The following is a 17291-nucleotide window of genomic DNA, read 5'->3' on the forward strand; positions in this document are numbered from 1 at the left end:
GCTGGGCAGGACGAACATAACCCCAGCACAACACACCCAAAAACCACCCATCCCACCCCCAAAAAAGCACACATTTTGTCGCTTAAGTCGACACGCCGAGAAAAGCACACATTTTGTCGCTTAACCCGAAAGCCAGGAGGTAGGGCACAAAAAAAGGGGCGCCCGCACATCAAGCGAGCGCCCAAGCCGACGATTCAGCCGGCGGCTTCCACAGAGCTACACCAGGTAGCGGCGTCCCACCACAAAAACCGCAGCGCCAACCGCGGAGGCGATCAACAGCGCCACGAGCGCGCGAGCCACTGTGTTGGAGCCGGTCTCGGCAGCCATGCCGCGGGCCTGCACCTCGGTCGCGCCGGCGACAGCATCTGCGGTCACGGGCGCGGCCTGCTGCTGCACTTCCACAGCGGGTGCTGCCCCACCGTCGGCCTGCTCGGCCTTACCCCCGGCCCGGGCCTCCTCCAGGCCCTGCTCGCGGATCACACCAGCGTTGTCCGTCACCAGCTGCGCCGCGGCTTCCGCCTCCTCCTGCGTCGGGGTTTCGGCGACACGGGCCACGTCAGCAACGTAGGTGGCACCGTCCTTGTTCAGGTAGTAGGTCTGCCCGTCCACATTCAGCACAGACGGGAGCGCGACCAATCCGCCGGCAACTGGCGCCGGGTTGTTCGGGTCCACCGCGTCCGCGTCGAGCATCTTCTCCGCCGGAGCTTGGTCCGCGTCGGGCTGCACCGGAGTGGCAGGCTGGTCGCCCTGCTGGCTCTCCGGCGCGTCGGCGGGAGCAGCCGGGGCGGAGGGGGCGGGCGCGGGGGCGTCGATAAGCCCTGCGACCGCTGCCCTGGTCACGTCGACCGCGCGCTCCTGGTCGTCGGCGCTCAGCTGCGCGTAGGGGGTGGCGACGAGGTTGGCGTCGGACACGTAGTGGTCCCCTGCCTGGTTGAGGAAGTAGGTGGCGCCGAGGGCGTCCGTCACCTCGGCGGGGAGGTCCTGCGCGCTGGCGAGCGGGGCCGCGGTGAGCGTGAGCGCACCGGCAAAGGCGACGGCGAGGGAAGTGCGGTTCATGGTGGTCTCCTGTCTCGAGCAAGGGTCACTCTCAAGTTCACCTTTAGACTTTACACAGAGGTGGCGCGTTTTCCCAGGAGTCACACGTAACACATTGGCAACGATTGTCGCGCGGAGGCGCTGGCTACCCGGCGGCGTCCACCGTCGCGTCGTCCACCACGCCCACAAACTGCCACCCAACCACCGCATTGCGTACCGCCGCGGCGAGTGGGTTCACCGGCTGGATGCAAGAGATGGTGAGGAGGCGACCGGGCATCGGCTCGGTGCCCCACACGGAGGCGTCGTCAGCCAGCCCCTCCTTCTTGGGATCGTGCAGGTCCGTCGCGCGGTACTCCAACCACTTGCCCGCCGCGCGCGAATCCTGCGTGCGCAGGTAAAGCGTGTCCCCCTCGCGCACGTTGTGCGCATTCGCGCGCGCGTCGTACAGCCCGTCAAACACACCGCGCACCGCCGCGCCAGTATGCCCCGCCACCACGACAACGTCGCCAGCACCCGGGCCCGGGAGCTGATACGGCTTCCCCTCCGCCGTGTACGCGCACGCTTTGCCCATCGACGCCGGATTGATCGCGCCGTCCTTCACCCGGCAATCCCCCTCCTCAAACTCGGCGCGCAAGCCTATCTGCGGCACCGCCATCTCCACCGGCCGCGACTGCCCAATCGGGCCCGCCTCACCCGGCTCCCCTCCCCCACACCGGCTCAGCAACACCACCGGCAGCGCTAACACCGCCACCAGCACCGCAAGCACCATCGCGCGCCGCACCCAATACACCCACTGCGGGCGACGCGGTCTCCGGGATCCCATGGCGCAATAGCGTATAGGATCGGCCCTATGAAAACAGTCAATGTCACAGAAGTACCGCAGGGAGCACAGCTTATCGACGTCCGCGAGCCCGACGAGTTCGCCATCGCCCACGCCGCGGGCGCCGTCAATCTTCCGCTGTCCAACTTTGTCGGCCTGGCAGACAAGATCGACCCGGACCAGGACATCTACGTCATCTGCAAGTCCGGCGGCCGCTCAGCCCACGCCGCCGAGTACCTTGAGCAGGCCCGCGGTTGGGACAACGTCATCAACGTCGCCGGTGGCACAGACGCCTGGCTCGCCGCCGACCTCCCCGCGGAATAGCCGCCTACCCCGGCAAAACACACCGCCCGGCGGGGGCAGTTTTCCGCGCAACTGTAATTGATTGAATTAGCCAACTAACCGTATGATGTGGGCATGGCAACGCACGACGAGCTCCCCAATGCACTCACCAAGTCCCCGTCCTTCCAGATCGAGCGGGTCCGCCGCCACACCAAGGAAGAGGTGGAGCGCACCCTGTTCAAGCACGACGTGAGCATGCGCGGCTTTTGGGTACTCACCTGCGTTGACAACACTGCACTGTCGCAGTCGCAGCTGTCCAGCCTGCTGGCTGTCGACGCCTCCGACATGGTCCGCCTCGTCGATTCGCTGGAGAACCTGGGCTGGGTCAAGCGCGACCGCGACCCGAAGGACCGGCGCCGCCAGATCGTCACCGCGACCAAGAAGGGCTCCAAGGCGTTGGGGACGCTCGCCGAGGAGGTCGCCGATGCCGAGGACCGCGCCCTCGACGCGTCCAGCGCCAAGCAGCTCAAGAGCCTGAAGAAGCTGTCGAAGGCGATTCTGCAGGACGAGGACCAGTAGGAGCGTCGATAAGCGAAAAGCCCGGCCCCCGTGGGGACCGGGCAATGAGGCGCGAGCTTAGTCGCCGATCTGGTCGCGGCCGCGCTTGACAATCAGCGGGTCCGGCTCGCCGACGAGCTCGTGGTCCTTGTTCGTGTACTCGAACTTGGACAGGATGTAGCGCATCGCGTTGAGGCGGGCGCGCTTCTTGTCGTTGGACTTGATGGTCACCCACGGGGACTCGTCCGTATCGGTGTAGCGGAACTGCTCCTCCTTGGCGCGGGTGTAGTCGTCCCACTTGTCCAGCGAGGCCAGGTCCATCGGGGACAGCTTCCATTGGCGGACCGGGTCCACCTGGCGGATGGCAAAGCGGGTGCGCTGCTCGCGCTGGGTCACGGAGAACCAGAACTTGGTCAGCGAGATGCCGGAGCCCAGGATCATGTTCTCCAGCATCGGAACCTCACGGAGGAACTCCGCGTGCTGCGACTCGGTGCAGAAGCCCATGACGCGCTCGACGCCCGAGCGGTTGTACCAGGAGCGGTCAAAGAACACGATCTCGCCCGCGGACGGGAAGTGCTCAATGTAGCGCTGGAAGTACCACGAGGTGGACTCGCGCGGGCTGGGCTTCTCCAGCGCAACCGTACGGGCACCACGCGGGTTGAGATGCTCGTTGAAGCGCTTGATGGTGCCGCCCTTGCCGGCGGCGTCGCGTCCCTCGAAGAGGATGATGTGGCGCTGGCCCGTATCCTTGGTCCAGTTCTGCCACTTCAGCAGCTCGATCTGCAGCGCGCGCTTTTCCTTCTCGTACTCCGCGCGGCTCAGGCGCTCGTCGTACGGGTAATTCTCACGCCAGGTCTGAATCGGCGTGCCGTCCGGCATCATGAGCACCGGATCGTCTTCATCAGTATCGTCAACAACCCAGCCCTCGACCTCTGCCAGGTCGATCAAAGGGAGTTCATCATCCTTGTGGTCAGCCATGTCCTTAAGTTTACCGCCCGTCTGGGGTTTGTGTTCGATGGAAGATTGAGAGGTGGAATCGGAGGTCAGTTTCGCCGGGGTGTCCGCCTGGTGTGCGTTGTGGGCCTTCGCCGCGGGCTTCGGGTCCGGGGCCTTCCGAATCGATTCCGGCACCGGAGCGACCAGCTTCTCCTCGGATGCGAGCGCGCTGGGATCCTTGGCCGGCTGAGTTGCTTCCGGCTCCGGCTTTGAAGTCTTCGCCCGCCCAGCCGCCGGGCGCATCGCCTCGGCGCGCGGGGCCTCCAGCTCTAGCGGGGCTTCGCCTGTTCCGCGCACGCGACCAAAGAGACGCCTTAAACGCAAAACAACCCCGCGCAACGGCGGGGTTGTCAGGCGGTTTGTCTTACGCGACAAGGCCGAGCAGCTCAGCCAGGTTGCCAGCCAGGCCAGCGACCTGCTTCAGCACGCCGAGCAGCGCGCCAGCGACGTGGTGGTCAGAAGAAAGGAATGCCCAGTTGTTCAGAGCCTGCATGGTGTTCTCCTTTTAGAAAAGTTTGAGTCCGGTTATCGGTGTTGTATCTCTGGAACGCACCTCGGAAGGCACGCATGGAAGTCCTACTTAGACTTCGGGCCCTTCCATTCCCAGACATCCTTGTCCGGGTTATCCGGGGAAACCTTGTCAAAACCGGTCTCCTTGTCACCCAGGGAACCCAGGTTGATGAACAGATCCGGGATGCCGCGGAACAGCTCGACGATGTTCTTACCGAACTTGCTGAAGTCCTTCAGCATGTCGATGATGGCAGAGAGGTCACCCATTGTTTTCCCCTTACGTATAGGTGCCAGAATGTCTGGCTCTAGATTGACAGTGTCCTGACACCCTCCGTGGGGCATCACACGAAGTATTTTGCCACAGCATTGTGAGCTCGCAAGTGTTCCAGCGAAACTTTCTCCCCGCCAAACTCGGCCCCCATTTGAGAGTTTGTTCACCCAAACGCAACCTTATTCCAAGGTTCACCACCAACCTGCGCCGTTACAGCTTTGTTATGGTGCTACTAAGTTAACTGTCTCTTAACTCCGGCGGGGCGGCGTAACGGGGGTTGCGGTGGCGTCGATAAGCAATGCCCCACAGAGCCGGACATTTCCCCACATCCGGGGGTATACGGGCTGGAAGGGGGCCGAGGGAGACAGCAAAACGCCCCAAGCAGCGCGGGGCTACTTGGGGCGTTTCGGGCGCAAACGGGCCTACATCATACCCATGGCCTCCGGGTCCATGCCGGCACCTGCGGCGCCAGCCGGCTCCGGCTTGTCAGCAACGACAGCCTCGGTGGTCAGGAACAGACCAGCGATGGACGCGGCGTTCTGCAGCGCGGAGCGGGTCACCTTAGCCGGGTCGTTGATGCCCTCGGAGAGCATGTCAACGTACTCGCCGGTCGCGGCGTTCAGGCCCTGGCCCGCGGGGAGGTTGGCAACCTTGTCCGCAACAACGCCCGGCTCCAGGCCTGCGTTGTGGGCGATCTGCTTCAGCGGGGCGGAGAGTGCCTCGCGGACGATCTTCACGCCCGTAGCCTCGTCGCCGGTCAGCTCCAGGTCGCCCTCGAGCTCCTTGGCGGCCTGCAGGAGTGCCACGCCACCGCCGGCGACGATGCCCTCCTCCACAGCAGCCTTCGCGTTGCGCACCGCATCCTCGATGCGCATCTTCTGCTCCTTCAGCTCCACCTCGGTGGCGGCACCGACCTTGATCACCGCAACGCCGCCAGCCAGCTTGGCCAGGCGCTCCTGCAGCTTCTCGCGGTCGTAGTCGGAGTCAGAGTGCTCGATCTCGGCGCGGATCTGCTTGACGCGGCCCTCAATCTGGGCCTGGTCGCCAGCGCCCTGGACCAGGGTGGTCTCGTCCTTCGTAATGACGGCCTTGCGTGCCTGGCCGAGCAGCTCGATGCCGGCGGTCTCCAGGGACAGGCCGACCTCCTCGGAGATGACCTGGCCGCCGGTGAGGATAGCCAGGTCCTGCAGCATCGCCTTGCGGCGGTCGCCAAAGCCCGGTGCCTTCACGGCGACGGACTTGAAGGTGCCGCGGATCTTGTTCACCACGAGGGTGGACAGGGCCTCGCCCTCGACGTCCTCGGCGACGATGAGCAGCGGCTTGCCCGACTGCATGACCTGCTCCAGAACCGGGACGAGCTCCTTGACGTTGGAGATCTTGCCGGAGACCAGCAGGATGTACGGGTCTTCCAGCACGGCCTCGCCGCGCTCCATGTCGGTGGCGAAGTAGGCGGAGATGAAGCCCTTGTCAAAGCGCATGCCCTCGGTCACCTCGAGCTCAACACCGAAGGTGTTGGACTCCTCGACCGTGATGACGGACTCCTTGTTCACGGTGCCGTTGCCAACCGCGTACATCGCCTCGGCGATCTTCTTGCCAATCTCCGGGTCGGAGGCGGAGATGCCGGCGGTGGAAGCGATCTGCTCCTGGGTCTCCACTTCCTTCGCGGAGTCGAGCAGGTGCTTGGACACCTTGTCGGTCGCGGCCTGGATGCCGCGCTTGATGCCCATCGGGTTGGAGCCGGCCGCAACGTTGCGCAGGCCCTCGCGCACGAGCGCCTGGGCCAGGACGGTTGCGGTGGTGGTGCCGTCGCCAGCGACGTCATCAGTCTTCTTGGCAACTTCCTTCACCAGCTCGGCGCCGATCTTCTCGTACGGGTCCTCGAGCTCGATTTCCTTCGCGATGGTCACGCCATCGTTGGTAATGGTCGGCGCGCCCCAGGACTTCTCCAGGACGACGTTGCGACCCTTCGGGCCAAGCGTCACCTTCACGGCGTCTGCCAGGGTGTTCAGGCCGTTTTCGAGGCTGCGGCGTGCTTCCTCGTCGAATGCAATGGTCTTTGCCATGTGAGTTTGTTGCTCCTTATTTATTGTGGAACGAGTACTCAATTCGTCGGTTCAAGCAGGCGCCCGCGACGGCACGGCTGCTGAGTGGTGCAGCCTCACCCGCTTAGCACTTGGCGTCTCCGAGTGCTAGGACCCATTTTTAGCACTCACCCCCAGCGAGTGCAAGCACCATTTGCTTATCGACGCCCACCGTTTCCCCAATGGTAGCGTCGCCCCCATGAGTGAATTCACACCGGACCGCACACGCATCTTCGCCGACCTGGCCAAACTGGTCTCTTTTAACTCCCCGCACTCCACCCCGGAGCTGGCCGACCAGCACGAGGCCGCCTGCGCCTGGACCGTCTCCGCCCTCGAGGGCCTGGGCCTGAACGTGACCCGCCACGCCACCGTGGACAACGCGGACACCATCGTCGCCGTCAAGGAACCGGCGGGCGACGCCCCAACCGTCCTCCTCTACTCCCACTACGATGTCGTCCCGGCGGGCGACCCGTCCGTGTGGACCAATGACCCGTTCGAGCTCACCGAGCGCGACGGCCGCTGGTACGGCCGCGGCGCCGCCGACTGCAAGGGCAACCTGGCCATGCACCTCGAGGCGCTGCGCCTAGTCGAGGCCGCCGGCGGCACCGACCTGGGCCTGAAGGTGGTCGTCGAGGGCTCCGAGGAGCTCGGCGGCGACGACGGCCTGGGCAAGCTCATCGAGGCTGAGCCGGAGATCTTCCGCGCCGACGCGATCCTCATCGCCGACTCCGGCAACGCCGCCGTGGGCGAGCCCACCCTGACCACCTCCCTGCGCGGCGGCGCCCAGGTGAAGGTCACCGTGGAAACCCTCGAGGGCGCGATCCACTCCGGCAGCTTCGGCGGCGCCGCCCCCGACGCGGCCCACGCCCTGATCCGCATCGCCGATTCGCTTTTCGACGAGCACGGGCGCACCACCATCGACGGCGTCGACACCACCGCCAAGTGGACCGGCGACGCCTACGAGCGCGACACCTTCCGCACCGACGCGGGCGTCCTCGACGGCGTCCAGCTCCTCGGCACCGTCGACGACGACCCCGCCGACATGTGCTGGGCACGCCCGGCCGTCACCATGATCGGCTTTACCTCCACCCCAGTCGCCGAGGCGGTCAACGCGGTCAACCCGCGCGCCGAGGCCCAGTTCAACCTACGCGTCCCGGCCGGTCAAGACGCCGCCGAGATCGCACAGAAGATGGAGGAGCACATCAAGGCCCACACCCCCTGGGGCGCCAAGGTGACCGTGGAAATCAGCGGCGTCAACGCGCCGTTTGCCACCGACCCGGAGCGCCCAGCCGCCGCGAAGCTCGGCGAGTGCCTGCGCGAGGCGTACGGCACCGACAAGCTCACCCTCATCGGTTCGGGTGGCTCCATCCCGCTGACCAACACGCTGCAGGAGCAGTTCCCGGATGCTGAGATCGCCCTCTACGGCGTTGAGGAACCCGCCTGCGGCATCCATGGCGTGGACGAGTCCGTCGACCCGACCGAGATCGAGCGCATCGCCGTCGCCGAGGCCAGCTTCCTCCGCCAGTACGGCAAGTAAGCCACCCTCGGCCGCTCAGGGCGCGGTCACGATGCGGCCACAATTCGGTAGCGAAATAGTTATCTAATCGGTACAGTTGGACGCATTGGCCGCGCCTATTCTTTTCGACGCGCCCCACGCTCTCGCACGAGTTTCCAATTCATGGCCGCTCTGTGCCTCCTTGGGCCGCTTTGTTGGGCTTGTTGGGCTCGGTAAGAGAACTCGATCCGTACATGCCCAAGGAGGGGTCCGCACTTTGCTCACGCTGCTCGCCGCGCTCATCATCGCGACGATTGCCGCACCCCCACTCATCAGGTTGTGCGGCCGGGCAGCGTTCGGCATGCTCGCCACGGTCCCACTCGGCGGCTTCATCTGGATGGCCAGCCTGTTCCAGCGGGGCATCTTTACCGACGAAGGCGAGATCGTTGCCAGCTACGCCTGGATGCCCTCCGTCAACCTCAACCTGGAGTTCCGCCTCGACCCCCTGGCCGGGTTGTTCTCCCTGATCATCCTGGGCGTCGGCGCCCTCGTCCTGCTGTACTGCTGGGGCTACTTCGACTCCAACCCGCGCCGGCTGGCCAAGTTCGGCGGCGAGCTCACCATGTTCGCCACCGTCATGTACGGCCTGGTCATCTCTGACAACTTCCTGCTCATGTACGTGTTCTGGGAGTTGACGTCCATCCTGTCCTACCTGCTCGTCTCGTACTACGGCGAGCGGGCGTCGTCACGCAGGGCCGCGATCCAGGCGCTCATGATCACCACCATGGGCGGGCTGGCCATGCTGGTGGGCATCAACCTGCTCGGGTTCAACGCGGGCATTTGGAAGCTCAGCCAGATCCCGCAGTTTGCAGACATCCAGAACACGCCCGCGATTTCCGCGGCGATCGTGCTCATAATGCTCGGCGCGCTGACCAAGTCGGCCCAAGCCCCGTGGCACTTCTGGCTACCCGGCGCGATGGCCGCGCCCACCCCGGTGTCCGCCTACCTGCACTCGGCGGCGATGGTGAAGGCGGGCATCTACCTGGTCGCCCGCCTGGCGCCGGATATGGCGGCCGTGAGCACCTGGCACCTGGTGGTCATCTCCACCGGCCTGTTCACCATGCTGCTCGGCGGGTGGATGGCGCTGAGGCAGCGCGACCTCAAGCTCATCCTGGCGTACGGAACGGTCTCCCAGCTGGGGTTTATCACCGCGGTGATCGGTGTGGGCTCGCGCGAGGCGACGATGGCGGGCCTGGCCATCACGTTCGCGCACTCCATGTTCAAGGCGACGCTGTTCATGATCGTCGGCGCCATCGACCACACCACCGGCACCCGCGACATCCGTGAGCTCTCCGGCCTGGGTCGCAAGGAACCGTTCGTCGCGTTCCTGGCGGTCGTGTCGGCGGCGTCGATGGCGGGCCTGCCCCCGCTGTTCGGATTCATTGCCAAGGAGTCGGCGCTGGAGGCGATCCTGCACGAGGAGTCGCTGCACGGCATGCCGGGCCACATCACGCTGGTCGTGCTGGTGGTCGGCTCCATCCTGACAATGGGCTACTCCCTGTACTTCCTGTGGGGCGCGTTCGCCACGAAGGCGCAGCACCGCGAAACCGGCGTCTCCCCCGCCGTGGCAAAGATGCACCACATCGGCCCGCTCCTGTCCGCCTCCCCGGCGATGCTCACGCTGGCCACCATCGCGTTCGGGCTCCTGCCCGCTTGGCTGTCCAACGCCATCAACTCCTACCTGGACGTCCGCTTCCCGCACGTCGAGGGCGCGCCGTTGAAGCTGTGGCACGGCATCACCACCCCGCTCGTCCTCACCGTGGTGATCGTCGTGGCCGGCACCGTGCTGTTCTGGCAGCGCGACCTGATCCGCAGGGTCCGCTTTGACAAGCCGGCGCTTGGCGACGCCGACGAGATCTGGGATCTCATCCTCCACCAGCTCCGCAACGCGTCGCTCAAGCTCACGGCGTCCACGCAGCGAGGCTCGCTGACCATCAACCTGGCGGTCATCTTTGCCACGCTCATGGTGGTCCCGCTCGCCGCGCTGATTCTGGGGCAGAGCAACGACATCCACATGTTGCTGTGGGACAACCCGTGGCAGGGCCTTGTGGTCTGCATCCTGTGCGCCATGGCGATCTTTGCCACGCTGCAGCGCAACCGCCTCTCCGGCGTGGTCATGGTCGGTCTCACCGGCTACTCGCTCGCGTTCATCTTTGCGCTGCACGGCGCCCCGGACCTCGCGCTCACGCAGGCCCTGGTGGAGACCATCGTCATGGTGGTATTCATGCTGGTCCTGCGCAAGATGCCCACGGAGGTGGAGCCGCGCAACGATGACAACCGGCTGCGCGCCTGGCTCTCCATCGGCACGGGCCTCTCCGTGGTGATCGTGGCCATGACGGCGATGTCGGCGCGCGTGCAGGACCCGGTGTCCAAGTACATGCCGGACCTGGCGTACGAGATCGGCCACGGCCGCAACACCGTCAACGTGCTGCTCGTGGACCTGCGCGCCGCCGACACCTTTGGCGAGATCCTGGTCTTGGTCATCGCCGCCACCGGCGTGGCCAGCCTCATCTTCGGCACGGGCACGTTTGGGCGCGAGTCCCGGCGCCCCACCCTGTCCACCAACAAGCCCCGCTGGCTCGCCTCGGGCGTGGACTCGGAGACGGCGCAGAACCGCTCCATCATGGTCGATGTGGTCACGCGCATCCTCTTCCCGTCGATCATGCTCCTGTCCTTCTACTTCTTCTTCTCCGGCCACAACGCCCCCGGCGGCGGCTTTGCGGGCGGCCTGGTTGCCGCGCTCGCGTTCACGCTGCGCTACCTGGCGGGCGGCCGCGCGGAGATCGACGAGGCGCTGCCGGTCGACCCCGCGAAAATCCTGGGCACGGGCATCCTCCTCTCCGCCGCGTGCGTGGTGGTACCGCTCTTCTTTGGCAACCCGCCGCTCACCACCGGCTACGCCTCCCTGGCGCTGCCGCTCATCGGCGAGTTCGACGTCCCCTCGGCGCTGGTTTTCGACGCCGGCGTGTACGCCATCGTCGTCGGCCTCACCTTGCACATCCTCGGCTCCATGGGCGCGTACCTGGACCGCGAGGAAGACACCCGCAAGCAGCGGGCCCGCGACCGCGCCCGTGAGCTGCAAGTGAAGAACAAACGGCGCCGGCAGCAGCAGGCGCAGCGGCGCGCCGCCAGGGAGTCCGAGCGGGCTTCGGCTGGGGGAGCGGGATCGTCGATAAGCAAACAAGCCCAAGAAGGGAGCAAGTAGATGGAAGCGAACCTCTTCCTCCTGATCGGCTCGGGCGTGCTTATCGCGTGCGGGGTGTACATGATGCTGGATCGGGCGATGACCCGCATGATCCTCGGCGTGCTGCTGATTGGCAACGGGGCGAACCTCCTGCTGCTGCAGTCCGGCGGGCAGGCGGGCTCGCCACCGATTCTCGGGCGCGAATCCGAGCAGTACGCGGACAGCGCGGACCCGCTCGCGCAGGCGATGATCCTCACCGCGATCGTGATCTCCATGGCCATGAGCGCGTTCATGCTCGCGCTGGCGTACCGGCAGTACCGCTACCGCACCGACGACATCATCGAGCGCGACGAGGAGGACCGCGCGATTGCCAAGCGGCCGACCACGCCCGCAGCCGCGCCGGACCACGACCGCTCCGACGACCCGGAGACCGGCAAGCCGAGCCTGTCCGGTGACTCCTTCGGCCCGCGCTCGTTCGAGACACCCGTGAAGGAGGCGGAGAATGACCAGTAGTCTCCTCGACTTCGCCGACTGGGCGCTGCCCGCCATGCCGTACCTGACGGTGATGCCGCTGATCCTGCCCGCCATCGCGGCGGCGCTCATCCTGGTCTCGGGCAAGCACGTCCAGCTGCAGCGCGCCATCGCGCTCACCACGCTGTTCGCGCTCGCCCTCATCGCCGGCGCCATGATTATCATCGCCGACGTCCACGGCATCCAGACCGTGCACATGGGCGGCTGGGACGCCGTCGTGGGCATCACGCTCGTGGCGGACCGGCTGTCCACCATCATGCTGTTCGTCTCCGCCACCGTGCTCTTCGCCGTCATGTGGTACGGCATCTCGCAGGGGCTTCGCGACGGCGGCGAGGACGACCCCATCGCCGTCTTCCTCCCCGTCTACATGCTCCTGTGCATGGGCGTGAACCTCTCCTTCCTGGCCGGCGACCTGTTCAACCTGTACGTCGGGTTTGAGATCTTCCTGGTCGCCTCGTACGTCCTGCTCACCCTCGGCGCCTCACCCGGGCGCGTGCGCAGCGGCATCGGCTATGTGATGGTCTCCATGGCCTCGTCCATGGTCTTCCTTTTCGCCCTGGCCCTGGTCTACTCCGCCGTGGGCACCGTAAACATGGCGCAGGCGGGCATGCGCATGGAGGAGATCCCCGACGGCACCCGCGCCGCCATCTTTGCCACCCTGCTTGTTGCGTTTGGCATCAAGGCGGCCGTGTTCCCGCTGGACGCGTGGCTGCCTGACTCCTACCCCACTGCGGCCTCCCTGGTCACCGCCGTGTTCGCGGGCCTGCTGACCAAGGTGGGCGTGTACGCGATCATCCGCATGCGCTCCACCGTGTTTACGGGCGGCACCCTGGACACCCTGCTCATGTGGGTGGCACTGCTGACCATGATCATCGGCGTGATGGGCGCGCTTGCCCAGAACGACATCAAGCGACTGTTGTCGTTCACGCTGGTCTCGCACATCGGCTACATGATCTTTGGCATCGCGCTCGGCTCCATGACGGGCCTGTCCGGCGCGATCTTCTACGCGGTCCACCACATTCTCGTGCAGACCTCCCTGTTCCTGGTGGTCGGCCTGGTGGAGCGTCAGGCCGGGGCCGCCCAGCTGCGGCGCCTGGGCTCCCTGCTGTACACGGCCCCGATCATTGCCATCCTGTACTTCATCCCCGCGCTCAACCTGGGCGGCGTCCCGCCGTTCTCCGGCTTCCTGGGCAAGGTGATGCTCATCCAGGCAGGCGCAGACGACGGGTCCTGGCTGGCCTGGGTCCTCATCGGCGGCGCCGTGGTAACCTCGCTGCTCACCCTCTACGCCATGATCCTGGTCTGGTCTAAGGGCTTCCTGCGCGACCGCGCCGACGCCCCCGAGGGCAACGTGGCCATGGCGCGGCCATCCCTGCTTGCCGAGCGCGGCGAAACCACCCAGTTCGAGCAGCGCGACGACGTCGGCCGCCTGCCCGCGGGCATGCTCCTCTCCACGGCGCTGCTCGTCGCCGCCTCTGTGTCCATCACCTTCCTGGCGGGACCGATCTCCAGCATCACGGACCGCGCGGCGGAGTCGGCGCAGGACCGCTCGATCTACCGCAACGCGGTGCTGGAGGGCCCCGTGGGGGCGGACAGCGACGAGCCGACCCGGCGCCCCGAGCGCTTCACCACCCCGCACTCGGACTACGGCGCGTCCGACAACCTGGACCGCCACCACGTGGAGCGGGACCAGCGGAGCCCCGAAGGCGGCGAGGGCGTTTCCACGGAGACCGTGCCCACGCCCGTCGCTGGGGATACGGAGGAAGCGACGCCGGGTGCGGAGGCGCAGACAAGCATGAGCCCCAACGGAGGTGAGGAGTAGATGCTGGAGACGATGCAAGGCGTCAGGCACCGGTTCCGGCCGCTGTTTGTGGTGTGGCTGACGCTCATGTGGGTGTTGCTGATGGGCGAGCTGAGCTGGGGCAACGTCGCCGCCGGGCTCGGGCTCGCGCTGCTGATCGTGCTGCTGCTGCCGCTGCCGCACATCCCCAACACCGGCTACAAGGTCCGGTGGGGCAAGCTCGTCCTGTTCGGGCTGGTGTGGCTGCGCGACCTGCTCATCGCGTCGGCGAAGGTGATCTGGCTGGCGCTGCGCCCCGCCGCGCCACCGAAGAACGCCATCCTCACCGTCCCCATGCGGCTGAGCAGCGAGTTCGTCCTGTACCTGGCCACCTGCGCGTACAACCTGCAGCCCGGCGGCTCGATTACGGACATCAACCTCGCCGACCGCGAGTGGACCATCCACGTCCTCGACGCCGCCGACCCGCACGCCATCCAGCGCGAGATTGATAACGTCGCCGCCCTCGAGCGCCAGATGATCGACATTTTTGAGAGCAGGAGCTAACCCCATGGACCCAACCCTGTACAACGTCTTCCTCTGCATCGCCGCCGTCTTCATCGCCGTCGGCTTCCTGCTGCTGGCCTGGCGCGTCATCGTCGGCCCCGACTCCATGGACCGCCTGCTGGGCAACGACGCCATCACCGCCTCCCTCCAGTGTGCCTTCGCCCTCTACGTGTGCTGGACGCTGGATACCACGGTGGTCAACGTCATGATGGTCATCGCGCTGCTCGGCTTCATCGCCTCTATCTCCGTCGCCCGCTTCCGCAAGAGGGATGGTTCGCTGTGAATTGGGCAATGCTTTTCGACGCCATCTCCCTCCTCTTCATCCTCCCCGGATCCTTCATGGTGTTCTCGGCGGCGGTCGGCGCCGTCCGGTTCGGCTCCACCCTGGCCCGGGTCCACGCGATTACCAAGCCGCAGACCACCGGTCTCCTGCTCATGTTCGTGGGCACCATCATCCGGCTGGTCAGCTCCCCCAGCTTCTCCGTGCACGAGCGCGGTGACCTGGGCATCCTGGTGCTCCTGGTCCTGTTCGCGCTGATGACCAACCCGGTCACCGCGCAGCGCCTCGGCCGCGTGGCCAGGCGCGAAGGGCTCTACGGTTCCGAGGACCAGCTCACCCGCAACGACCGACCGGCCGCCTACCACCCGCGCCGCGTCAACCCGGACGCGCCCGCGGAGTAGCGCTCGCCGCTGGCAGGTCGCCGCTCTAGGCTACCGAGGCGGCTGCATCTCCTGCATCTCGTCGCAGGTCGCGTCCACCACGCGCTTCCAGTCCCCGGTTGCCTCGTAGATTTTCCGCTGTCGTTGGTAGGCCGCCCCGTCGCGCAAGATCTCGCGCACGAGCTCCAGCTCCTCCACGCAGTCAAGCTCCTCCGCGATGGGTGCGAGCTCCACGAGCATGTCGCGCAGCTCATCCTTTACCCAGCGCTCGTCGGTGTCGCGGCTGGTAATCACGAGCGCCTCCATGCCGTAGCGGGCGCCGCGCCACTTGTTTTCGGCGACGTGCCAGGGCTGCAGCGTCGGCAGCGCTTCGCCTGCGGACAGCTTCCTGTCGTAGTACACCACGAGGCAGTGCGTGAGGGCGACGATTCCGGCGAGTTCGCGGAGGTTCGAGGGGGCGTCGCTAATGCGCACCTCGATCGTGCCCCACTTGGCGGCCGGGCGGACGTCGAAGTGCATGCTTCCAGTATGGCTGATCACGCCGGAGGTCTGCTGGTCACGCATGAAGCCGACCCACTCGTCCCAGTCGCGGAACTGGTACGGCATGCCCGCGGTGGGAAGCTGCTGGTAGAGCATGGTGCGGTTTGAGGCGTAGCCGGTATCAATGCCGTCCCACCCCGGACTCGACGCGGAGATAGCCAGCAAGTGCGGGTAGTGCACCATGATCGCGTTGATGATGGGCCACACGCGGTCCTCGTGGCTGATGCCTACGTGGCAGTGCACGCCCCAGAGCAGCATTTGCTGCCCCCAATACTGCGTGCGGTTAATGATCTCCTGGTACGTCAGCTTGGGGCTGAGCGGCTGCTCGTGGAAGTCCGAGAAAGGGTGACCGCCGCTCGCCCACAACCGGAGGCCATGCTGCTCCGCGGCGCTGCGGATCTTGCCCAGGTCGGCGCTGAGCGCACCCATCGCCTCGCGAGTATTGCGGCAGATCGGGGTGACCAGCTCGATGGTGTTTTGCAGGAACTCGCGCTCCAGCCGGGTCCCCGGGTGCTCGCGTTCCACCTGCTCAATGACCCTTTCGGCTTGCGGAACGAGGTCGCGCGTCTCGGGGTCGACGACGCAAATCTCCCACTCCACGCCCAGCGTGGGCTCCGCGGATCGAGCAAAATCGCGATAAGGATCCATGTGGTCAAGTGTAAGTCGGGGTGCCCCGAAACTTCGTCAATTTGTTTCAGGGCAATTGCTTATCGACGCCCCCGTTACCGCCCCGCGAGCACGACCGTAATCGCGTTGCGGTTCTGGATGGCCTCCGACGGCAGCTGGGTCTCCCCGTCCGGCAGGTCGTTGTTCGCACGCGGCGTGCCGCCGACGCGCTGCGCCACATCGGCCGCCACCTGGTCGGCCCCCGCCACCTGCGGGTTGTAGAACACGTACGTCTCCGGGAACACGCCGAACGTCTGCTCCGGCATATTCATCGCCGCCGGGTCCTGCGACTGGTTGGCCACGTGGTACTGGCCGCCCAGCTCGCCGGCCGTCTTGTTGGCCAGCTCCGGCACGCCCGAGTTGTTAAAGACGTAGATCTGCGCGTCCTGCGCCGTCAGGCCCGGGGTGGCCGGGTTGTTAGCGGGAGCGGCGGGCGCAGCGGGGGCGGCCTCGCCGGCATCGCGATTCGCGTTGGCGTCGGCGTTTGCGCCCGGGTTCTGTGCGTCCGGGGTGTTGGCGTCCGGGTTCTGCGCATCCGGGTTCTGCGCGTCGCCGTTCTGGCCCGCGTTTTCCTGGCCCGGCGCCGGTGCGGCCGCGCCGTTGTTGGCACCGTTCTCGCCTGCGCCGTTGGGCTGCGCGGCGCTGCTTGCCTGGCTGCTCTGGGTCTCTTCAGCAGTGTTGCTCGGCGAGTCATCGCCCTTGTTCAGCGCGAAGACGGCCCACAGCGCGAGCAACACGCCGACTGCAAGCAGGATCATGCCGAGGCCGCGCTTCGGGAGCCCCGCTGCCGCCGCGTCGCGCGAGTCAGCGCCGGCGTCGCGCGAACCAGCGGCGGCTGCGTCGCGCGAACCAGCTGCACCCGCACCAGCTGCGCCCGCAGCGCCGGCCGTGGCCACGGTGGATCCGCCCAGCGCCCCGCGGCGCTCTTCTTCCTCATCAACCAGCTCGGCCTCGACCGGCTCCGCCTCTACGTACTCCGCATCCTCGTACGCTGTGTCGTAGTACCTGTCGTCGGCGTAGCGGTCGTCGGCGTAGCGGTCGTCTACGTACCTGTCGTCGGCGTAGCCGTCACCGTATTCTTCCGGCTCGTCGGCGCGCCGGTGGGCGCCACGGTAGTCGTCACGTTCGCGCGGGAACTCGTCTCGTCCGCGATGTCCATCACCAGGGTTCACAGTATTCACATGCGCCACTCTAAACCCTCAAGCCATACTTGAGGTAGAGGTGCGCGTGTGACACGCCGAACGCTGATCGTCGTCAA

17 protein-coding genes are annotated in these 17291 nt (G+C 66.3%); 9 read left to right on the plus strand and 8 right to left on the minus strand.

Annotated features, from left to right (window positions below):
- Nucleotides 1-216: 216 nt before the first annotated feature.
- Nucleotides 217-1056, minus strand: a complete 840-nt coding sequence (locus FPP74_RS11145) for a hypothetical protein (RefSeq protein WP_144718555.1) — start codon at nt 1054-1056, stop codon at nt 217-219.
- A 124-nt stretch (nt 1057-1180) separates the two neighbouring features.
- Nucleotides 1181-1858 (minus strand): hypothetical protein, encoded by a 678-nt coding sequence (locus FPP74_RS11150; protein ID WP_144718558.1) that lies wholly within the window; start codon nt 1856-1858, stop codon nt 1181-1183.
- A gap of 27 nt (nt 1859-1885) precedes the next feature.
- Between FPP74_RS11150 and FPP74_RS11155 the strand changes: the two genes are divergently transcribed.
- Together FPP74_RS11155 and FPP74_RS11160 are read left to right on the plus strand one after the other, a co-directional pair.
- On the plus strand, nt 1886-2179 hold the full coding sequence (locus FPP74_RS11155) for a rhodanese-like domain-containing protein (RefSeq protein WP_144718561.1): 294 nt from the start codon (nt 1886-1888) through the stop codon (nt 2177-2179).
- A gap of 93 nt (nt 2180-2272) precedes the next feature.
- Complete coding sequence (locus tag FPP74_RS11160; protein ID WP_095547814.1) at nt 2273-2716, plus strand: MarR family transcriptional regulator; 444 nt, start codon at nt 2273-2275, stop codon at nt 2714-2716.
- A gap of 57 nt (nt 2717-2773) precedes the next feature.
- On the opposite strand, the gene ppk2 is transcribed toward FPP74_RS11160, so the two are convergent.
- The 4 genes from ppk2 to groL all read right to left on the minus strand — a co-directional run bounded on the left by ppk2 (nt 2774) and on the right by groL (nt 6535).
- Nucleotides 2774-3673: a polyphosphate kinase 2 gene (gene ppk2 / locus FPP74_RS11165; RefSeq protein WP_095275641.1), complete on the minus strand. Its 900-nt coding sequence runs from the start codon at nt 3671-3673 to the stop codon at nt 2774-2776.
- Between the two features lie 382 nt (nt 3674-4055).
- A complete protein-coding gene (locus tag FPP74_RS12465) occupies nt 4056-4184 on the minus strand; it encodes a hypothetical protein (RefSeq protein WP_255456145.1) in 129 nt (42 codons plus the stop codon).
- Nucleotides 4185-4267: 83 nt separating this feature from the next.
- A complete protein-coding gene (locus tag FPP74_RS11170; protein ID WP_095547815.1) occupies nt 4268-4468 on the minus strand; it encodes a hypothetical protein in 201 nt (66 codons plus the stop codon).
- 426 nt (nt 4469-4894) lie between these two features.
- Nucleotides 4895-6535 (minus strand): chaperonin GroEL, encoded by a 1641-nt coding sequence (gene groL, locus FPP74_RS11175; RefSeq protein ID WP_095536313.1) that lies wholly within the window; start codon nt 6533-6535, stop codon nt 4895-4897.
- 217 nt (nt 6536-6752) lie between these two features.
- Between groL and FPP74_RS11180 the strand changes: the two genes are divergently transcribed.
- From FPP74_RS11180 to FPP74_RS11210, 7 genes are all read left to right on the plus strand, one after another.
- Nucleotides 6753-8090: a dipeptidase gene (locus FPP74_RS11180; RefSeq protein WP_095547816.1), complete on the plus strand. Its 1338-nt coding sequence runs from the start codon at nt 6753-6755 to the stop codon at nt 8088-8090.
- Between the two features lie 235 nt (nt 8091-8325).
- Nucleotides 8326-11313, plus strand: coding sequence for a Na+/H+ antiporter subunit A (locus FPP74_RS11185; RefSeq protein WP_144718564.1), 2988 nt, complete (start codon nt 8326-8328; stop codon nt 11311-11313).
- Entirely contained in the window at nt 11314-11805 is a 492-nt protein-coding gene (locus tag FPP74_RS11190) for a Na(+)/H(+) antiporter subunit C (protein WP_095536316.1), read from the plus strand.
- Nucleotides 11795-13645 carry a Na+/H+ antiporter subunit D gene (locus FPP74_RS11195; RefSeq protein ID WP_144718567.1) on the plus strand — a complete coding sequence of 617 codons (1851 nt, stop codon included), beginning with the start codon at nt 11795-11797 and terminating at the stop codon, nt 13643-13645. The genes FPP74_RS11190 and FPP74_RS11195 overlap by 11 nt, the downstream gene beginning before the upstream one ends.
- Nucleotides 13646-14167, plus strand: a complete 522-nt coding sequence (locus FPP74_RS11200) for a Na+/H+ antiporter subunit E (RefSeq protein WP_233127006.1) — start codon at nt 13646-13648, stop codon at nt 14165-14167.
- 4 nt (nt 14168-14171) lie between these two features.
- Nucleotides 14172-14450 (plus strand): monovalent cation/H+ antiporter complex subunit F, encoded by a 279-nt coding sequence (locus FPP74_RS11205; protein ID WP_122085413.1) that lies wholly within the window; start codon nt 14172-14174, stop codon nt 14448-14450.
- A complete protein-coding gene (locus tag FPP74_RS11210) occupies nt 14447-14848 on the plus strand; it encodes a monovalent cation/H(+) antiporter subunit G (RefSeq protein ID WP_095554811.1) in 402 nt (133 codons plus the stop codon). The genes FPP74_RS11205 and FPP74_RS11210 overlap by 4 nt, the downstream gene beginning before the upstream one ends.
- 30 nt (nt 14849-14878) lie before the next feature.
- Here the strand turns inward: FPP74_RS11210 and FPP74_RS11215 are convergent, their stop codons facing one another.
- A complete protein-coding gene (locus FPP74_RS11215) occupies nt 14879-16015 on the minus strand; it encodes a glutamate--cysteine ligase (RefSeq protein ID WP_144718570.1) in 1137 nt (378 codons plus the stop codon).
- 74 nt (nt 16016-16089) lie between these two features.
- The gene (locus FPP74_RS12320; RefSeq protein ID WP_186439440.1) at nt 16090-17214 is read right to left on the minus strand and encodes a LytR C-terminal domain-containing protein; all 1125 of its coding nucleotides are present in this window, start codon (nt 17212-17214) and stop codon (nt 16090-16092) included.
- Nucleotides 17215-17291: the final 77 nt, after the last annotated feature.

Origin of the sequence: Corynebacterium sp. NML180780, assembly GCF_007786415.1 — a bacterium.
In the GTDB taxonomy this organism is placed as follows: domain Bacteria; phylum Actinomycetota; class Actinomycetes; order Mycobacteriales; family Mycobacteriaceae; genus Corynebacterium; species Corynebacterium gottingense.